The sequence below is a fragment of the Enterococcus sp. DIV1090 genome, from assembly GCF_050537975.1.
Taxonomy (GTDB): Bacteria; Bacillota; Bacilli; order Lactobacillales; family Enterococcaceae; genus Enterococcus; species Enterococcus faecalis.
This window is the reverse complement of sequence record NZ_CP172917.1, coordinates 1,756,022-1,773,862: the sequence shown is the minus strand read 5'-3', so window position 1 is coordinate 1,773,862 and position 17,841 is coordinate 1,756,022. Positions and strand designations below refer to the sequence as shown.

At 38.3% G+C, this 17,841-nt stretch carries 20 protein-coding genes and 1 other RNA gene; 17 read left to right on the top strand and 4 right to left on the bottom strand.

Annotated features, from left to right (window positions below):
• Positions 1–73 precede the first annotated feature (73 nt).
• The 5 genes from IGL48_RS08575 to IGL48_RS08555 all read left to right on the top strand — a co-directional run bounded on the left by IGL48_RS08575 (position 74) and on the right by IGL48_RS08555 (position 3,570).
• A complete protein-coding gene (locus tag IGL48_RS08575) occupies positions 74–445 on the top strand; it encodes a type II secretion system protein (RefSeq protein ID WP_430601664.1) in 372 nt (123 codons plus the stop codon).
• Positions 435–869, top strand: a complete 435-nt coding sequence (gene comGF, locus IGL48_RS08570) for a competence type IV pilus minor pilin ComGF (protein WP_010824786.1) — start codon at positions 435–437, stop codon at positions 867–869. The genes IGL48_RS08575 and comGF overlap by 11 nt, the downstream gene beginning before the upstream one ends.
• Entirely contained in the window at positions 869–1,222 is a 354-nt protein-coding gene (gene comGG, locus IGL48_RS08565; RefSeq protein ID WP_002360027.1) for a competence type IV pilus minor pilin ComGG, read from the top strand. The genes comGF and comGG overlap by 1 nt, the downstream gene beginning before the upstream one ends.
• 128 nt (positions 1,223–1,350) lie before the next feature.
• Complete coding sequence (locus IGL48_RS08560; protein ID WP_002357063.1) at positions 1,351–2,358, top strand: class I SAM-dependent methyltransferase; 1,008 nt, start codon at positions 1,351–1,353, stop codon at positions 2,356–2,358.
• A 24-nt stretch (positions 2,359–2,382) separates the two neighbouring features.
• Positions 2,383–3,570, top strand: a complete 1,188-nt coding sequence (locus IGL48_RS08555; protein WP_002357064.1) for an acetate/propionate family kinase — start codon at positions 2,383–2,385, stop codon at positions 3,568–3,570.
• Between the two features lie 111 nt (positions 3,571–3,681).
• Here the strand turns inward: IGL48_RS08555 and IGL48_RS08550 are convergent, their stop codons facing one another.
• From IGL48_RS08550 to IGL48_RS08535, 4 genes are all read right to left on the bottom strand, one after another.
• Positions 3,682–4,155 (bottom strand): universal stress protein, encoded by a 474-nt coding sequence (locus tag IGL48_RS08550; protein WP_002357065.1) that lies wholly within the window; start codon positions 4,153–4,155, stop codon positions 3,682–3,684.
• A 316-nt stretch (positions 4,156–4,471) separates the two neighbouring features.
• Complete coding sequence (locus tag IGL48_RS08545) at positions 4,472–4,804, bottom strand: hypothetical protein (RefSeq protein ID WP_002357068.1); 333 nt, start codon at positions 4,802–4,804, stop codon at positions 4,472–4,474.
• Between the two features lie 7 nt (positions 4,805–4,811).
• Positions 4,812–5,005: non-coding RNA, 6S RNA (ssrS, locus tag IGL48_RS08540), on the bottom strand.
• A 72-nt stretch (positions 5,006–5,077) separates the two neighbouring features.
• Positions 5,078–6,355 carry a replication-associated recombination protein A gene (locus IGL48_RS08535; protein WP_002360030.1) on the bottom strand — a complete coding sequence of 426 codons (1,278 nt, stop codon included), beginning with the start codon at positions 6,353–6,355 and terminating at the stop codon, positions 5,078–5,080.
• 128 nt (positions 6,356–6,483) lie between these two features.
• Here IGL48_RS08535 and IGL48_RS08530 point away from each other — a divergent pair, with 128 nt between their 5' ends.
• The 12 genes from IGL48_RS08530 (at position 6,484) to IGL48_RS08475 (ending at position 17,710) form a co-directional block, all read left to right on the top strand.
• Positions 6,484–7,161 carry a DNA-3-methyladenine glycosylase gene (locus IGL48_RS08530; protein ID WP_002364174.1) on the top strand — a complete coding sequence of 226 codons (678 nt, stop codon included), beginning with the start codon at positions 6,484–6,486 and terminating at the stop codon, positions 7,159–7,161.
• Positions 7,118–7,603, top strand: a complete 486-nt coding sequence (locus IGL48_RS08525) for a DUF3013 family protein (RefSeq protein WP_010707387.1) — start codon at positions 7,118–7,120, stop codon at positions 7,601–7,603. Before IGL48_RS08530 ends, IGL48_RS08525 begins: the two co-directional genes overlap by 44 nt.
• A gap of 15 nt (positions 7,604–7,618) precedes the next feature.
• On the top strand, positions 7,619–8,566 hold the full coding sequence (gene prmA / locus IGL48_RS08520) for a 50S ribosomal protein L11 methyltransferase (RefSeq protein WP_002357075.1): 948 nt from the start codon (positions 7,619–7,621) through the stop codon (positions 8,564–8,566).
• 1 nt (position 8,567) lies between these two features.
• Complete coding sequence (locus IGL48_RS08515) at positions 8,568–9,320, top strand: 16S rRNA (uracil(1498)-N(3))-methyltransferase (RefSeq protein ID WP_002369176.1); 753 nt, start codon at positions 8,568–8,570, stop codon at positions 9,318–9,320.
• Between the two features lie 214 nt (positions 9,321–9,534).
• Complete coding sequence (locus tag IGL48_RS08510) at positions 9,535–11,748, top strand: RelA/SpoT family protein (protein ID WP_002357079.1); 2,214 nt, start codon at positions 9,535–9,537, stop codon at positions 11,746–11,748.
• A gap of 23 nt (positions 11,749–11,771) precedes the next feature.
• A complete protein-coding gene (gene dtd, locus IGL48_RS08505; RefSeq protein WP_002357080.1) occupies positions 11,772–12,218 on the top strand; it encodes a D-aminoacyl-tRNA deacylase in 447 nt (148 codons plus the stop codon).
• A gap of 139 nt (positions 12,219–12,357) precedes the next feature.
• Positions 12,358–12,579, top strand: coding sequence for a hypothetical protein (locus IGL48_RS08500; protein ID WP_002383130.1), 222 nt, complete (start codon positions 12,358–12,360; stop codon positions 12,577–12,579).
• Positions 12,576–13,877: a histidine--tRNA ligase gene (hisS, locus tag IGL48_RS08495; RefSeq protein WP_002362049.1), complete on the top strand. Its 1,302-nt coding sequence runs from the start codon at positions 12,576–12,578 to the stop codon at positions 13,875–13,877. Before IGL48_RS08500 ends, hisS begins: the two co-directional genes overlap by 4 nt.
• Positions 13,878–13,894: 17 nt before the next feature.
• Complete coding sequence (gene aspS / locus IGL48_RS08490) at positions 13,895–15,664, top strand: aspartate--tRNA ligase (protein WP_002360034.1); 1,770 nt, start codon at positions 13,895–13,897, stop codon at positions 15,662–15,664.
• 153 nt (positions 15,665–15,817) lie between these two features.
• The gene (locus tag IGL48_RS08485; protein ID WP_025190752.1) at positions 15,818–16,654 is read left to right on the top strand and encodes a bifunctional hydroxymethylpyrimidine kinase/phosphomethylpyrimidine kinase; all 837 of its coding nucleotides are present in this window, start codon (positions 15,818–15,820) and stop codon (positions 16,652–16,654) included.
• Positions 16,638–17,144, top strand: coding sequence for an ECF transporter S component (locus IGL48_RS08480; RefSeq protein WP_002357086.1), 507 nt, complete (start codon positions 16,638–16,640; stop codon positions 17,142–17,144). The genes IGL48_RS08485 and IGL48_RS08480 overlap by 17 nt, the downstream gene beginning before the upstream one ends.
• Entirely contained in the window at positions 17,141–17,710 is a 570-nt protein-coding gene (locus tag IGL48_RS08475) for a TIGR01440 family protein (RefSeq protein WP_002365825.1), read from the top strand. Before IGL48_RS08480 ends, IGL48_RS08475 begins: the two co-directional genes overlap by 4 nt.
• Positions 17,711–17,841 lie beyond the last annotated feature (131 nt).

Below are 17,841 nucleotides of genomic sequence, written 5' to 3'. Positions count from 1 at the left end.
CCACAGATTTGCGGTATTATTTACATATCTTAGATTATTAAAAATGAAAAAACAGCTATTTAATGCGTATTGTATGATGTTTTTATTCCTTAAATTGTTATGGAATTTCAGATGGGGAGTGGCAAATATACGAAGAAAATTAACTATTTATAGCGGTTTTATTTTATTAGAGAGTCTCGTTAGTTTTAGTATTGTATGTGTGGTAGCAGGGATATTCTCCCTGACTATTACACAATTAATTCAGCAAAATTATCAACGGGAGCAAGAATTAACGCGCACTCGTCTAGGATACGAAGCAATTTTATTTTTAGAGCAGACGAGTGATTTACGTTTCAAAGAGCGGATATATCAAGGAGAAACTTACCGATTTTCTTTGATGGAGAACGATGGAAGAAGGATACTAAAAGTCACAGATTCAAGAGGAGCGATTTTGATTGGTCAATAAAAAATATGCGGGTTTTACGATGTTAGAGTGTTTAGTAGCACTAGTCGTTTTAAGTTGTATGTGTCAATTGTTTCAGTTGATGATTCAACAAAGTTTTATCGGAAATCAATATTTGAAAAACAATGATTCGAAATCCTGGCATATTTTTTTAATTCAATTAGAAAAAGAATATCAAAAGCTCGTTTTCCAAACAGGCTCTGCTCAAGAGATTTCTTTCCTCGACTCAGAAACAAACAAGACTATTTCAATTCAAATCAAAGAAGATAAAATTATTAAGCGAGTCAATGGTAAAGGCTATCAACCGCTGTTAATTGGTATCAAAAATGGCCAGTTTAAAAATGAAGGACAATCGTTTACTTTGGAAGTTACTTTTACTTCTGGAAAAACATTTGATAGTTTTTTTCCGATAAAGGGAGAATTTTAATGAGGCAAAAATATTCAGGAAACTTATTGTTCACGGCCATGGCCTTTGTTTATTTGATGAGTTTTCTCGCCCTTCAGTTACTAGAAGAACGTCAGTTAACACAAAAATTTACGCAAGCTACCCAGGAATACTATGCAGGGAAAAGTATCCTTCATTTATTTCTTGCAGATGTTAAACAAAATAGACGAAAGTTAAAAACAGAAGAAAGGCTCGTATACGCGCAAGTGACCCTCGATTATACATACAAAAATGAACAATTAAGAATAACTGTTTTATTAAACAAATCTGGTCGAAAATACCAATATCAAGAGAGAGTTTCTCATCAAAAAAAAGCGGAAACAATACTGGAATAGCGTTGTTTTTCTACAAATTATTAGATTTTAGAAGAAAGACAGTAAAGGCATTGATTATTCTTTCTTTTTTCGTTAAAATAAAACAGGTATGGAAGTTGTTACATTTTGAATAGAATAGAGGTGCTAATTTGTTCCCAGAAAAAATTGAAGAGGCTTTCGAGCCAATGGAACAAGCAATCCAGTTATTGCAACAGTCATTGGATACTTCTTTTTTAGATGCGTATATTGAAAATGGTGAAAATATTTTAGATGATTTTCAAGTACGAGTACTTGACGGAGTACCTAATCCAGAGACAGTGAAACAATTAGAAACGCTGTATCATACGATTAAAAAAATTGATTTAGCTCCTGAAGATGTGCGACGCTTGTCCCAATTACTTTTGTTAAAAGGAACGAGAAAAGAGCAGCTTCAAGCAAATCATCAATTGACGCCAGACGGTATTGGCTTTTTGTTTGTTTATTTAGTAGAACAATTAACAAATAAATCTGAGCCATTAAAAATTTTAGATCCTGCTTCAGGAATGGGAAATTTACTGTTAACGGTTCTGCTGAACCTTGAAACAGCTGGTTACAAAGTTTCTGGTTATGGTGTGGATATCGATGAAACACTTTTGGCGGTATCTTCTGTGAACAATGCTTGGTCACAAGCCAATATTCAGTTGTTCCATCAAGACGGATTGCAAGATTTGTTATTGGATCCAGTTGATTTAGCATTAAGTGACTTGCCGATTGGCTATTATCCAAATGATGAGCGAGCGAAGGGATTTGCTGCTGCTGCTGAGGAAGGCCATAGTTATGCGCATCATTTATTAATGGAGCAAGCCATGAAATACGTGAAGCCAGCAGGGTTTGGCTTATTCTTAATCCCGACAAATATTTTAGAGACTGAGCAAAGTGAATTCTTTAAAAATTGGTTGACAAAAAACGTCTATTTACAAGGAATGATACAGTTACCTGATGAATTGTTTAAGTCAGAACAATCACGTAAAAGTATCTTGCTTGTTCAAAACAAGGGTGCAGATGCTGAGCAAGTGAAGGAAGTTTTGTTAGCAAAACTTGCCTCTTTGAAAGATATCAATAAAGTAACGGAGTTCTTTAAACAATTTGAAGCTTGGAAAGCTTCAAATTTAAAATAAAATAGTAACGAAGAGGAGAAAATTATGTCTAAAACAATTGCAATTAATGCAGGTAGTTCAAGTTTAAAATGGCAATTATACCAAATGCCAAATGAAGAAGTGATCGCTAAAGGAATCGTTGAACGTATTGGCTTAAAAGATTCTATCTTCACAATTAAATATGGTGAAGGACAAAAATATGAAGTAATTGTAGATATTGATAACCATGAAGTGGCAGTAAAAATGTTACTAGACCAATTAATCGACTTAAACATTTTAGGTTCTTATGATGAAATTACTGGTGTTGGTCACCGTGTAGTTGCTGGTGGAGAAGAATTTAAAGATTCTGTTGTTATTACAGACGAAGTATTAGAAAAAATTGAAGCTTTATCTGAATTAGCACCTTTACACAACCCAGCGAATGCAATGGGGATTAAAGCATTTAAACATATCTTACCAGAAATCATTAGCGTGGCAGTCTTTGATACGTCGTTCCACACAACAATGCCAGAACACAACTATTTATATAGTGTACCGCGTGAATACTATGAAAAATTTGCTGCACGTAAATATGGGGCACATGGAACAAGTCATCGTTATGTCTCTCAACGTGCTGCAGAAATGTTAGGTCGTCCAATTGAAGACTTAAAAATTATCACTTGTCACTTAGGAAATGGTGCTTCAATCACTGCAGTTGATGGTGGTAAATCAGTCGATACATCAATGGGCTTCACTCCTCTTGCTGGCGTTACAATGGGGACTCGTTCAGGGGATGTTGATGCGTCACTATTGCCTTATTTAATGACAAAACTTGGCTTGACTGATGTACAAGACATGGTTGATATTTTAAACAAAAAATCTGGTTTATTAGGTTTAACAAATGGTTTATCAAGCGACATGCGTGATATTCAATCAAACTTAGATAAACCTGAAGTTCAAACAGCATACAACATTTTTATCGATCGTATTCGTAAATACATTGGTAGCTATGTCACTGTTATGAATGGCGTTGATGCGATTGTCTTTACTGCTGGAATCGGTGAAAATGCAGTTGGCGTTCGTAAAGATATTATTGATGGCATGACTTGGTTTGGTTGTGAAATCGATGATGACAAAAATAATGTACACGGTGAAGAAGCAGTTATCTCAACTGATGATTCAAAAATCAAGCTTCTATTAGTACCAACTGATGAAGAGTTAATGATTGCCCGTGACGTAGAACGTCTAAAATAATTAAACGAGCACACCTTGTGAGACGCTCTCACAAGGTGTGCTTAATAGGTCAATAAAGAGAAACTGAGCCAACTATCAAAAGTGATAGTTGGCTCAGTTTCTTCTTATTTTTTATTTTTCTTCATTTTTTGGTAATTTGTTGTCTAAATCCGTCCGTACAACGAGAACATCGCAGCTAGCGTTACGGATAACTGATTCAGAGACAGAGCCAATAAATAAACGCTCAACGGCATTTAATCCAGTTGCTCCTAACATAATTAAATCAATGTTGTATTCTTTTGGTAATTCTTTGGCAATAATGTTCTTAGGAGAACCATAGGCTAGAACGCTAGAGACTTTTGTTTGTCCCATATCCACCGCTTGTTGTTGGTAGGTGTCTAAGGTTTCTTTTGCCATTGACATTGCTTCTTCTGCTAGCGCACCATCAAAAGAGGACACTGATTGGAAAGAGCGCGTATCAACAACATGTGCTAATAGTAATTCAGCATCGTTTCGTTTAGCGACGTTGACCGCTTTTTTAAAGGCTAAGTCTGCTTCGTCAGAACCATCGATTGCTATCATAATTTTTTGATATTGTTGTAACATAATAACCGCTCCTTTCAGCGTAAAAAAAATCATTAATTGTTTCTATAATAATTGTAAAACAAACAAAGAAAAAAAGAAACTGAAACCGCTTCTTTTTTTTCTGAATATTGGCATTTTTTTGTAAAAAAAGAACCTGGGACAAAAATCACTTTGGATTTTTGTCCCAGGCTTAAAAATTGATAAACGGCGGAAACAGAAGCAACTCCTTCGGAAATAAGCCGAAATTCTCCAAAAATTAAAGAACAATTTTCGAAAATTCCTTCTTATTTCTCGGAGTTAAACACTTCTGTCCCGACCTCTTTAAATTCATCGTCTTTTATGACATTTTTTTTGCAAAAGTTAAACTAAACAACGTTGAAAGTAATAAAACAAAAAAGATAAAACCAATTGACAATAACGGGCGATTAAAAATAGCCGCTAGAACACCTAGAATGGCGATAATCAAGTAATAACGCCCAAAACGTTCGATAAACTGTTGACTTTCTGTTGCAGTTTCTTTTTTTAAGAGTGGTAAAAAAGCTGCACTTTTCTTCATCAAATAATAACTGGCTACGCCTGTGACAACGGCGAGTAATAGTACGAGTATACGAATCATCTTGTCCTCCAAAAAAAAACAACTTGCCAGAGCAAATTGTTTAGAAATCTTCATAAAAATGGTAAAATCCGTCGATGCCGGTAATCGTCCTAGAGTATTGAACCCGCAAGATAAGCAGGTGGGTTCCTCGATCGCAGTATTGAACTACCAAAAGAAAAGGCATGTTACCAACTTTGATACAAGCAGGATCCCTAGATATCAATAAAAATGTTCGGTCAACACAGTGAAAGGACAACGCGTACATCACAGATTTACCATCTTTATAATAGCATACTCTCTCAAAATCGGCAACGAGATTGTTTCTTTTTTTGAAAGCGTATTATTTTGTTATTTTTTCTGTTTCCATTCTTGGATACGCTTGAGTTGCTGATGTAAGGCTTGTTCATATTTACCAATATCAATCGGTTCGTAATAACGTGCCTCTTTTAATTTGTCAGGTAAGTATTGTTGATTGACCCAACCGTTTTCAAAATTATGTGGGTATTGATAACCAATGCCACGGTTTAATTCTTTGGCTCCAGCATAGTGGGCATCACGCAAATGATCAGGAACATCTCCCACAGAGCCTTGTCGAATATCTGCCAAAGCAGCATCAATCGCTGTGACTGCAGAATTTGATTTTGGGGATAGACATAAATCAATGACGACACTAGCTAGAGGAATCCTAGCTTCTGGAAACCCTAGCTTTTCGGCGGCTTGAACAGCGGTGACTGTCCGAGCGGCGGCCGCAGGATTCCCAAGACCGATATCCTCGTAAGCAATGACCATTAAACGACGACAAATAATCGGTAAATCACCTGCTTCAACTAAGCGACCCAAATAATGAAGTGCAGCATCTACATCGCTTCCTCGAATTGACTTTTGGAAAGCGGAAATCACGTCATAATGGGCATCGCCATCTTTATCATGGGTTAAGGCTTTTCGTTGCACGCACTCTTCAATAATCGGTAAGGTGATCTTAATTTCGCCTTGTTCATTTTTTGGTGTTGATTTAACAGCTAATTCTAGTCCATTTAGTGCACTACGTAAGTCACCGTTCGTTGCGCGTGTCAAATGTTGTAATGCTTTTTCTTCTAAGTGGACGGGATAATCGCCTAAGCCACGTGTGCTATCGGTTAAGGCTTCTTGAATCGCTTGCTGAATGTCTGTTTCTGTTAAGGGCTTTACTTCAAAAATTTGCGTGCGACTACGAATCGCAGGGTTAATTGTAATATATGGATTTTCGGTAGTGGCTCCAATCATAATAATTCGTCCGTTTTCTAAATGAGGGAGCAAAAAATCTTGTTTTGTTTTATCTAATCGGTGAATTTCATCAAGCAGTAAAATCACTGTGCCACTCATTTTGGCTTCTTCAGCAACGATTTGTAAATCTTTTTTGGTGTCTGTGGCCGCGTTCAACATGCGAAAGGCATAATTTGTTGAACCAGCGATTGCGCTGGCAATACTGGTTTTTCCAGTGCCAGGCGGCCCATAAAGAATCATCGATGAAAGCATTTTGGCTTCGACCATCCGACGAATAATTTTACCAGGGCCGACTAAATGTTGTTGACCAACTACTTCGTCTAAGTGACGAGGTCGCATTCGATAGGCTAAAGGTTGTTGCATAAAAGGACCTCCTTTTTCATAATCATCTTATTATAACATAAAGAACGTACATTCGCTTTTTGGTGGTTTTTTGGGTTTTAGATGGATATAGCGGAAGGTTTCGTGTATGATAGGGAGTGGTGAAAGAAATGAAAGAAACGATAAATATCTTTAACACAAAAACAACTGAAGAAGTGGCACAATACTTGTTAGGGATGTATTTAGAGCACGAAACAGCAACAGGCGTTTTAGGTGGGTACATTGTGGATGCAGAAGCTTATTTAGGTCCTGATGATGAGGCGGCCCATAGCTTTGGCTTGAGAAAAACGCCACGCTTACAAGCCATGTATGACAAACCAGGCACGATTTATTTATATACTATGCACACGCATTTAATTTTAAATATGGTGACACAAGAACAAGGCAAACCACAAGGGGTGATGATCCGCGCGATTGAACCTGTTGAAGGTGTCGATAAAATGATTGAAAATCGCCAAGGACGTCAAGGCGTGGAATTGACCAATGGACCAGGTAAATTAGTTGCAGCCTTAGGAATTGATAAGCAATTATATGGGCAGTCGATTTTTTCTAGTTCGTTACGGCTCGTGCCAGAAAAACGAAAATTTCCGAAAAAAATTGAGGCACTACCACGAATTGGAATTCCCAATAAAGGTCGTTGGACAGAGTTGCCTTTAAGATACGTCGTGGCTGGCAATCCATATATTTCTAAACAAAAAAGAACAGCAGTAGACCAAATAGATTTTGGCTGGAAGGATGAAGAAAATGAAAAAAGCAACAATGCTCACATACTTAGAGGAACAACTTGAAAAACACTTAGCAGATTACGAAGTAGGCCTTGATTGGGATCGCAAAAACCATACCATCGAAGTCATTGTTCGTTTATATGCAGAAAACAATGAACAAGTGGCGATTGATGATGTTGACGGTACGCTTTCAGAAGAAGAATTCATTGAATTTGAAGATGGCTTGTTATTTTATAATCCGCAAAAGTCAGTCGTTGATGACGAAGAGTATTTAGTCACAATTCCTTATGAAGGAAAAAAAGGGCTACGCAAAGCAGTTTTAGACGGATTCATTCACTATTTAAAAGTGGTTTTAGATGAAGGGCAAAGTGATTTGTTAGACTTTTTATCAGATGAAACAGCGGAAGTTTTTGAATTGCATTGGGAGCCAGCAGATTTTGAAGCGATGATTAAAAAAATGGCAGAAACAGAAAAAGAACAATGGATTGCGTATCCAAGTTATTAATTTAGAGGTGAGAACATGAAGTGGACAGAAGTAAAAGTAGAAACGGCTAGCGAAGCAGTTGAAGCAATTTCAAACATTATGATGGAAGCTGGCGCAAGTGGTGTGGCCATTGAAGATGCGTTGGACATTGAAAATTTTGAAAGTGATCTGTATGGGGAAATTTTAGATAAAGAGCAATTCACCCACATTAAAGAAGGGGCGATTGTGATGGCTTATTTTCCTGAAACAACCTTCTTACCAGAAATTTTACCATTTATGAAAGAAAATATTTTACGCTTGCCTGAGTACGGCTTATCCATTGGTAAAAACGAAATGACAATTAGTGAAGTAGCAGAAAGCGACTGGGCAACTGCTTGGAAAAAATATTATCATCCTGTCCGTGTCACACGATTCTTAACGATTGTGCCAAGTTGGGAAGCCTATCACGCACAAGATGAAGCAGAAAAAATTATCACATTGGATCCGGGCATGGCTTTCGGTACAGGCACGCATCCAACGACTCGTTTAACCTTGCAAGCTTTAGAAACTGTTTTACGTGGTGGCGAAACAGTTCTAGATGTAGGAACGGGTTCTGGTGTTTTGAGTATTGCAAGTCGCTATTTAGGGGCTAAAGACGTCTACGCATATGATTTAGATGAAGTAGCAGTTGCAGCGGCAAAAGAAAATATGGATTTAAATCCCATTGCGGCCGATGTTCATGTGTCAGCCAATGATTTACTAAAAGGGATTGACCATTCTGCTGATGTAATCGTCGCAAATATTTTGGCAGATATTATTGTGTTAATGATTGAAGATGCTTGGCGTTTGCTAAAACAAGACGGTACCTTCATTATTTCTGGAATTATTGAAGATAAAAAAGCAATGGTTTTAGAAGCACTAACGAAAGTCGGTTTTGTGGTGGACCAACTCTTTAATCAAGGCGATTGGTATGCGATTATCTTGAAGAAACCAGAGGAAGAGTAAAATGCAACGGTATTTCATGAAAGAAGATTATCAAGAAAAAGATTTGTATAAAGTCGCAGATGAAAACTATCATCATATTGTGCGAGTTATGCGAATGACGCCGAATGATCATTGTTATTTAGTATTTCAAAATAAAACTGCCATTTTAGCTGAGATTGTGGAAATTGATTCAACATCTGTTTACTTTAAAGAAATTAGTAAAGAAGAAATGGACAAAGAATTGCCAATTGAAGTGACGATTGCGTGTGGGTTACCAAAAGGGGACAAGTTAGAATGGATTGTTCAAAAAGGTACGGAGCTAGGTGGCAATCAGTTTATCGGCTTTCCTGCGAAAACTTCCGTTGTCAAATGGGACCACAAAAAAAGAGCAGCCAAAGAAAAAAGATTACAAAAAATTGCCACAGAAGCGGCGGAGCAATCGCATCGGCAGCAGACACCAAGTGTTTCTTTGGTGGAAAAAACACAAGAAATCATTGCACAATTTGACTCATATGACACAGTCTTGGTTGCGTATGAAGAATCAGCAAAACAAGGAGAAAAAAGTCAATTAGCACAAGTATTATCCACTTGCCAGCCAGGCGCACGTTTGTGTGTGCTCTTTGGACCTGAAGGTGGCTTTGCACCGCAAGAAATTGAACAATTTCTGCAGGCTGGGGCGAAACTTTGCGGGTTGGGTCCGAGAATTTTACGAGCAGAAACAGCACCGTTGTATCTTTTAAGTGCGGTTAGCTACCAAATGGAACTTTTAAATTAAACGAAAGCCCGCCTGTAAAATTCTTGTAGGCATTCTCTTTGAATAAACAGAGAGTAAAAAAGCGACAGTGATTGAAATTTAAGGGAAATTTAGTATAATAGAGTTGTTGAAAGTGCTACTGTTTCAAGTGGTACTTTTCTTTTTTATTAAAATAGATAAAACGTGAACGAAGTGTTCTTTATCCAAAGGTCACCTTCATAGAGGAGTGAATACCATGCCAAAAGAAGAAATACTGACAGGCCCAGCGGTCATCAAAATTGTAAGTACCTATATGGGACCAGAACATGTTGAGTTGGTTCAAAAAGCATTAACTTATGCTGAAAAAGCACACGAAGGTCAAGTCCGACAATCAGGTGAACCTTACATCATCCATCCGATTCAAGTGGCAGGCATTCTGGCTGAATTACATATGGATCCCCATACTGTAGCAACAGGATTTTTACATGATGTTGTCGAAGATACGGACGTAACACTGGACGATTTAAAAGAAGAATTTGGCGAAGACATCGCAATGTTAGTCGATGGCGTAACGAAACTAGGAAAAATTAAATATAAATCTCATGAAGAACAATTAGCCGAAAACCATCGGAAAATGTTATTGGCAATGGCGCAAGATTTACGGGTCATTATGGTGAAACTAGCCGATCGTTTGCACAATATGCGCACATTGAAACATTTACGTGAAGATAAGCAACGACGGATTGCACAAGAAACTTTAGAAATTTATGCGCCTTTAGCACATCGCTTAGGGATTAGTCGAATTAAATGGGAATTAGAAGATACTGCCTTACGTTATATTAACCCCAACCAATACTATCGAATTGTTAATTTGATGCAAAGTAAACGCGATGAACGTGAAGCTTATGTGGCAGAAGCAGTCGAAGATATTCGTTTAGCTACGGAAGATTTAGAAATTTACGCAGAAATATATGGTCGACCAAAACATATTTATTCAATCTATCGTAAAATGAAGGACCAAAAGAAACAGTTTAATGAAATCTATGACTTATTAGCCATTCGTGTTATTGTCGATTCCATTAAAGATTGCTATGCCGTGTTAGGGGCGATTCATACACGTTGGACACCAATGCCAGGTCGCTTTAAAGATTATATTGCTATGCCAAAAGCGAATATGTATCAATCTATCCATACGACAGTTATTGGGCCAAAAGGGAATCCAGTAGAGGTCCAAATTCGGACCCATGAGATGCACCAAATCGCCGAATTTGGGGTGGCGGCTCACTGGGCCTATAAAGAAGGCAAAGCGGAAAAAATTGAAACAGATGAACTGACGAAGCAAGTCGATTGGTTCCATGAAATTATTGAATTACAAGATGAAAGCTATGATGCTTCTGAATTTATGCAAGGTGTGAAAGAAGACATTTTTAGCGACAAAGTCTATGTCTTTACGCCAAGCGGAGATGTAACCGAACTGCCAAAAGGCTCCGGACCACTAGATTTTGCCTACAGCATTCATACTGAAATTGGAAATAAAACAACCGGTGCGAAGGTCAACGGCAAAATGGTACAGTTAGACTATGTCCTAAAAAATGGGGATATTATTGAAGTCCTAACATCACCGAATTCTTTCGGACCTAGCCGCGACTGGCTGAAAATGGTTAAAACAAGTAAAGCCAAAAATAAAATCAAACGTTTCTTTAAAGAACAAGACCGTGAAGATAACATTATTAAAGGGCATGATGCTGTCATTAAATACATGACAGAAATCGGCTTTACACCGAAAGAATTTTTAACGAAGAATAAAATGGCGGAAGTGCTAGATAAATTTAAATTTCAAACGGAAGATGATTTATTTGCGGCAGTGGGTTATGGCGAAGTAAGTGCGCAAGTAGTGTGCAATCGTTTAACAGAAAAAGAACGCCGCGAACAAGAGTTGGAACGTCAACGTCAAGAAGCAGAAGAGTTGTTAAATCAGCCAGCTAAAAAAGAATCAGAAAAAATGAAAGTTCGTCATGAAGGCGGCATCGTGATTCAAGGGGTGGACAACCTATTGATTCGTTTAAGCCGCTGTTGTAATCCAGTGCCTGGTGATGAAATCGTTGGTTACATTACCAAAGGACGTGGCGTTTCAATTCATCGTGCGGACTGTCCTAACGTACAACATCAAGAAGAACTAGCACAACGTCTAATTGAAGTTGAGTGGGAAGATACCGAGCACAGTCGCAAAGAATACGCTGCCGATTTGGAGATTTACGGCTATGATCGTAGTGGCTTACTGAGTGATGTTTTACAAGTCATTAGTTCGATGACAAAAAATTTAGTCGGCGTTGAAGCTCGTCCATCCAAAGATAAGATGGCCCAGATTCATGTCACTGTGAAAATTCAAAACCTTTCTCATTTAAAAACCATCGTTGACAAAATTAAAAGTGTACCAGATGTTTATAGTGTTCGTCGAACCAATGGGTAAGTGTTAAAAGTGAGGCAAAAAAGATGAAAGTAGTTATTCAAAGAGTCAGTCAAGCACAAGTTGCGATAGAAGAGCAGATAGTGGGACAAATCAAACAAGGCTTCATGGTGCTAGTGGGCATCCATCAAGAAGACACGCCAGAAGATGTGGCTTATGTTGTTGGCAAAATCAGTAAATTACGTGTTTTTGAAGATGACGAAGGAAAAATGAATCGCAGCATTCAAGAGATTGAAGGATCAATTCTAAGTATCTCTCAATTTACCCTCTATGCAAAAACTAAAAAAGGCAATCGTCCCAGTTTTATTGAAGCGGCTCGTCCAGATGTGGCGATTCCTTTGTATGAATTATTTAATCAACAATTAGAAGCAGAAGGAATAGCGGTAGCCACAGGAGAATTTGGCGCGGATATGCAAGTGTCATTGACCAATGATGGTCCAGTGACCATTGTGATTGATACACGAGAAAAATAATTGATTTTCCTGTCGGAACCCCTTGACTTTCTAAGAGAACTTTAGTAGTTTATAGATAATATTAAAAATCTACGAAGGAACGAGTAAGTTTCATCTGTCTGCGAAGAGAGAGTTGCCGTGGCTGAGAGCAACTTCAACAGTGAAAGTGAAAGACATTCTGGAGATGGACGGAAGAAAAGCCGTCCCGTTACGAGCGTTAATCGTTGAGGAAAGAGTAAAATCTTTCAAAACTAGGTGGTACCGTGTAAAAGAGACTTTTACGCCCTTGTATGTTCAACATACAAGGGCTTTTTTCATTTTTAGAAAAAAGAAAATGGCGCACACATTTTTGTGGAATGATAGAAGGAGAGAAAGACAATGAGTTATCAAAAACCAAAAGGAACAAACGATATTTTGCCAGGAACTTCTGAAAAATGGCAATTTGTGGAAGAAACAGCTCGTTTGATTTTTAAAGATTATCAATACCAAGAAATCAGAACCCCGATTTTTGAACATTATGAAGTGATATCTCGCAGTGTTGGCGATACTACAGATATTGTTTCAAAAGAAATGTATGATTTTTATGATAAAGGAGACCGTCACGTGACGCTACGTCCTGAGGGGACAGCGCCAATTGTTCGGGCCTTCGTTGAAAATAAATTATATGGTCCGGAATATACGAAACCATATAAAACCTATTACATGGGGCCGATGTTCCGCTATGAACGCCCACAAGCTGGTCGTTTGCGTCAATTCCATCAAATTGGTGTGGAAGCATTTGGTAGTGAAAATCCAGCATTGGATGTTGAAATCATGGCTATGGCTTTGGACTTCTTCAAACAATTAGGCATCCAACAAATCAAATTAGTTATTAATTCCTTGGGGGATAAAGAAACACGTGCTACGTACCGTCAAGCATTAATCGATTATTTAGAGCCCCATATGGCAGAATTAAGCGAGGATTCACAACGTCGCTTACACGAAAATCCATTGCGGGTGTTAGACAGCAAAGATAAAAAAGACAAGGTGATTGTCGCGGAAGCGCCCTCCATTTTAGATTATTTAAATGAACCATCTAAAGCACATTTTGAAGCAGTAACTGATATGTTAGATTTACTAGAAATTCCTTATGAAATTGATAGTAATATGGTTCGCGGTCTGGATTATTACACACACACAATTTTTGAAATTATGAGTGAAGCGCCTAAAATGGGGGCGCAATCAACTATTTGTGCAGGGGGCCGATACAATGGTTTAGTTGAAGAATTAGGCGGCCCAGACACACCAGGTTTTGGTTTTGGTATGGGCATTGAACGAGTGTTGTTAACAATGGAAGCTGAAGAAGTTGTGATTCCAGCGTTATCTGAATTAGACGCATATGTGGTTGGCATTGGTTCAGAAACCAACGTCGCAGCTTTGCAACTTGTTCAAAGCATTCGTAACTTTGGTTTCTCAGCTGATCGTGATTACATGAATCGCAAACCAAAAGCGCAATTTAAAACGGCCGATAAATTACAAGCAAAGTTAGTTTTAACAATCGGTGAAAATGAATTGAATGAAGGCATTGTCAACGTAAAATCAATGGCAACACGCGAAGAAAAAGCCTTCCCGTTAAGTGCTATTCATGATTCATTTGATGAAGTGTATGACGAAATGATGACAAAAATGATTGAAGAATAAAAAGGAGAGATTGAGAAATGGCAAAACGCACAACCTATTGCGGCAATGTATCTGCCGAATTTATTGAAAAAGAAGTTGTATTAAAAGGATGGGTTCAAAAACGTCGTGACTTAGGAGGCGTTATCTTTATTGATTTACGTGACCGTGAAGGAATCGTCCAAGTGGTCTTTAACCCAGAAAAGTCAAAAGAAGCATGGGAAATTGCTGATAAATGTCGTAGTGAATACGTCATCGAAGTTAAAGGTCAAGTCGTTTATCGTGATAAAGAAGCGATTAATCCAAAAATGAAAACTGGCGAGTTTGAAGTGATGGCGACTGATATTACGATTTTAAATACTGCGAAAACAACGCCATTTACCATTGAAGATGACAATAACGTTAATGACGAATTGCGCATGAAATATCGTTATTTAGATTTGCGTCGTCCATCAATGACAAACAACATTAAATTACGTCACCAAGTAACGAAAACAATCCGTCACTATTTAGATAATCATGACTTTTTAGACATTGAAACTCCTTATTTAGGCAAATCAACACCAGAAGGCGCTCGCGATTATTTGGTTCCTTCTCGTGTCCATGCCGGTCATTTTTATGCTTTACCACAATCACCACAACTCTTTAAACAATTATTAATGGGGGCAGGCTTCGATCGCTATTACCAAATCGTTCGCTGTTTCCGTGATGAAGATTTACGAGGCGACCGTCAACCAGAATTTACACAAATCGATATCGAAACGACCTTTTTAACACCAGAAGAAATTCAAACATATACAGAAAATATGTTGGCTGAAGTGATGAAAGAGACAAAAGGAATTGAGATTTCTGTTCCGTTTCCACGAATGAGCTATGACGAAGCGATGGCACGCTATGGTAGCGATAAACCCGACACTCGTTTTGCTATGGAATTAATTGATGTTGCAGATGTAGTGAAAGACGTAGACTTCAAAGTTTTCCAAGCAGCGTTGGAAAATGGTGGACATGTGAAGGCTTTGAATGCAAAAGGCGCCGCAGATAAGTATTCTCGTAAAGATATGGATAACTTAGGTAAGTATGTGAGTCAATTTGGCGCAAAAGGCTTAGCTTGGTTAAAAGTTGAAGAAGATGGCTTAAAAGGACCAATTGCTAAATTCTTAACAGAAGTTAGTGATGAATTAATTGCTGCTACCAATGCAGAAGTCGGTGATATTTTAATGTTTGGTGCCGATAAACCTGAAATCGTAGCCGCTGCTTTAGGTGCGGTACGTACACGTTTAGGTAAAGAATTAGGTTTAATTGATGAATCGAAATTCAATTTCTTATGGATTGTGGATTGGCCGTTGTTTGAATATGATGAAGAAGCTGGCCGCTATGTTTCTGCTCATCATCCATTTACACAACCAAAAGCAGAGGATGTGGCCCGCTTAGCAACAGACCCAGCCTCTGTGTATGCGGAAGCTTACGATGTTGTCTTAAACGGCTACGAATTAGGTGGCGGCTCATTACGGATCCATACACGAGAATTACAAGAAAAAATGTTTGAAACGTTAGGTTTTACAAAAGAAGAAGCACAAGACCAATTTGGTTTCTTGCTAGACGCATTAGATTACGGCTTCCCGCCACATGGAGGGATTGCTTTAGGGCTAGACCGCTTAGCAATGCTATTGGCTGGGGAAGAAAATATTCGTGAAGTGATTGCCTTCCCTAAAAACGGGAAAGCAATTGACCCAATGAACAACGCACCAAGTTTAGTTTCTCCATTACAATTGTTTGAATTAAACATTGATGTAACAGCCATTGACGAATAAGTGTTAAATCCAAAGAAAGAGTGACTTCATTGACGGATGAGGTCACTCTTTCTTTAGGAAGGAAAAAGATAACGAAAGACTTAAAAAGTGGCTGAGCTAAAAATCTGCCAATTGGCTGTTTTTTCTTTTTAGAAAACTTTGTATGATAACTGAGTGTATAAAGGAGCGAAACAAATGACAAAAATAATTTTAACAATTGGCGGTTCCGATCCTTTTTCAGGTGGCGGGATTCAAACAGATTTAAAAACGTTTGAAAATCATCAAGTCTTTGGCTTATCAACTTTAACTTGCCTTGCTACAGCCCCCAAGAATCATTTTCAGATTCATGACCTTGAGACTTCTTTGGTGAAAGAGCAACTCGCTTCCATACCTGCCGGGAGTTTAGACGGCATCAAGATTGGCTTGATTCACAGTGAAGAAAGTATGCTACAAATTGCAACCTTTTTGAAAAAGCACGCAGGTCTGCCGGTGGTGTTGGATCCTGTCTTGGCTTTTAAAGAAACGACTTCAGTTTATGAAAAAAGATACATGCAGTTATTGATTGAAAAACTTTTTCCATTCGCAACGATTATAACGCCTAATTTAAAAGAAGCAGAATTACTCATTGGCAGAAAATTAACAACCGTCGAAGAAGTCCAACAAGCGGCGGAAGAGTTAAACTCTTTAGGAGCGGCAACGGTGGTGATTAAAGGCGGTAATCGTTGGCTTGGTCAAGAAGCACGTGACTTTTTTTATGATGGACAACAACATATTCAATTGGTCAAAGAAAAAGTAATGGCCCACACCATTGATGGCGCTGGTTGTTCCTTTGCCTCTGCAATAGGTGCGAATTTAGTTAAAGGATATCCGTTAATTGAAGCAGTTGATTTAGCAAAAACATACGTTCATGAAGCCATTGTTTCTGGGGTCCAGCTAAATGCAGATTTTGGAAGTGTGTGGCATGAAGGATTACTAGCAGGAGGTGTGGCGGATAATGACAAGAAAAATTAGTCTATATGCAGTAATTACCGCTTTAACAGTGGCTGTGTCAATGGTCTTTATTATCCCCGTCCCAGCAACAAATGGCTTTGTTACATTGGCGGATGCAGGGATTTACATTGCTAGTTTACTTTTTGGTCCGATTGGTGGCTTGACAGTCGGAGCTTTAAGCGGTGGTTTAATTGATTTATTGTCAGGCTATCCACAATGGTTCGTTTTTTCGTTATTGATTCATGGCGGACAAGGTTGGTTAGCAGGGCACTTCTTTAATAAAAATAAAAAGATGCAAACGCTAGGATTACTTTTAGCCAGTCTCCTCATGATTAGCGGGTATGCTTTAGCGACTAGCTGGCTTTACGGCGTGGGTGCGGGGATTGCCTCATTACCAGGGAATATCATTCAATCCTTATTTGGGGTGATTGTAGCATTGCCTCTTAGTCAAACATTAAAACGTGTGTTACCAAAAAATGGTCGTTTAGAAGAAAGAAGGATGAACAAATGACTATCGATGAAAAAATGTTAAAAGAACAGTTAGTGACAATTACAGAGGAAGTCATTACAGCAGGAAATTTACAAAAAGGGGACCTATTTGTTTTAGGTTGTACCACCAGCGAGGTAGTAGGTGGCGTCATTGGTAAAAATTCCAGTGCCGAAGTAGGACAATGGATTGTCTCAACCTTAATTGAACAATTAGATAAAAAAGGCATCTCTTTGGCTGTCCAAGGATGCGAACATATTAATCGTGCTTTAGCGATGGAACGTCGTGTGGCTGAAGAAAAAGGCTTTGAAATTGTCTCGGTAGTACCACAATTACATGCTGGCGGTTCTTGTTCAGTGGCTGCCTTTGAAAAATTTGATGAACCTGTGGAAGTGGAGCATATTGTTGCTCAAGCAGGGATTGACATTGGCGATACATCTATCGGTATGCATGTAAAACATGTGCAAGTTCCTCTTCGCTTGAGCATTCGAACGTTAGGTGCGGCTCATGTTACAGCATTATATTCTCGTCCTAAATATATTGGTGGACCAAGAGCCCATTATGAAACAACCCAAGAACGAAATCGTTAAGATTTCGTTCTTTTTTCATTTCTATAAACATTTGATGAATCTTCCGTAATTATTATAGGAATCTCTTTTTTTCTCTCGGTAAACCACGTATAATATGAAAAGAAATGTAATTTATTGAAAACCTGAAACGA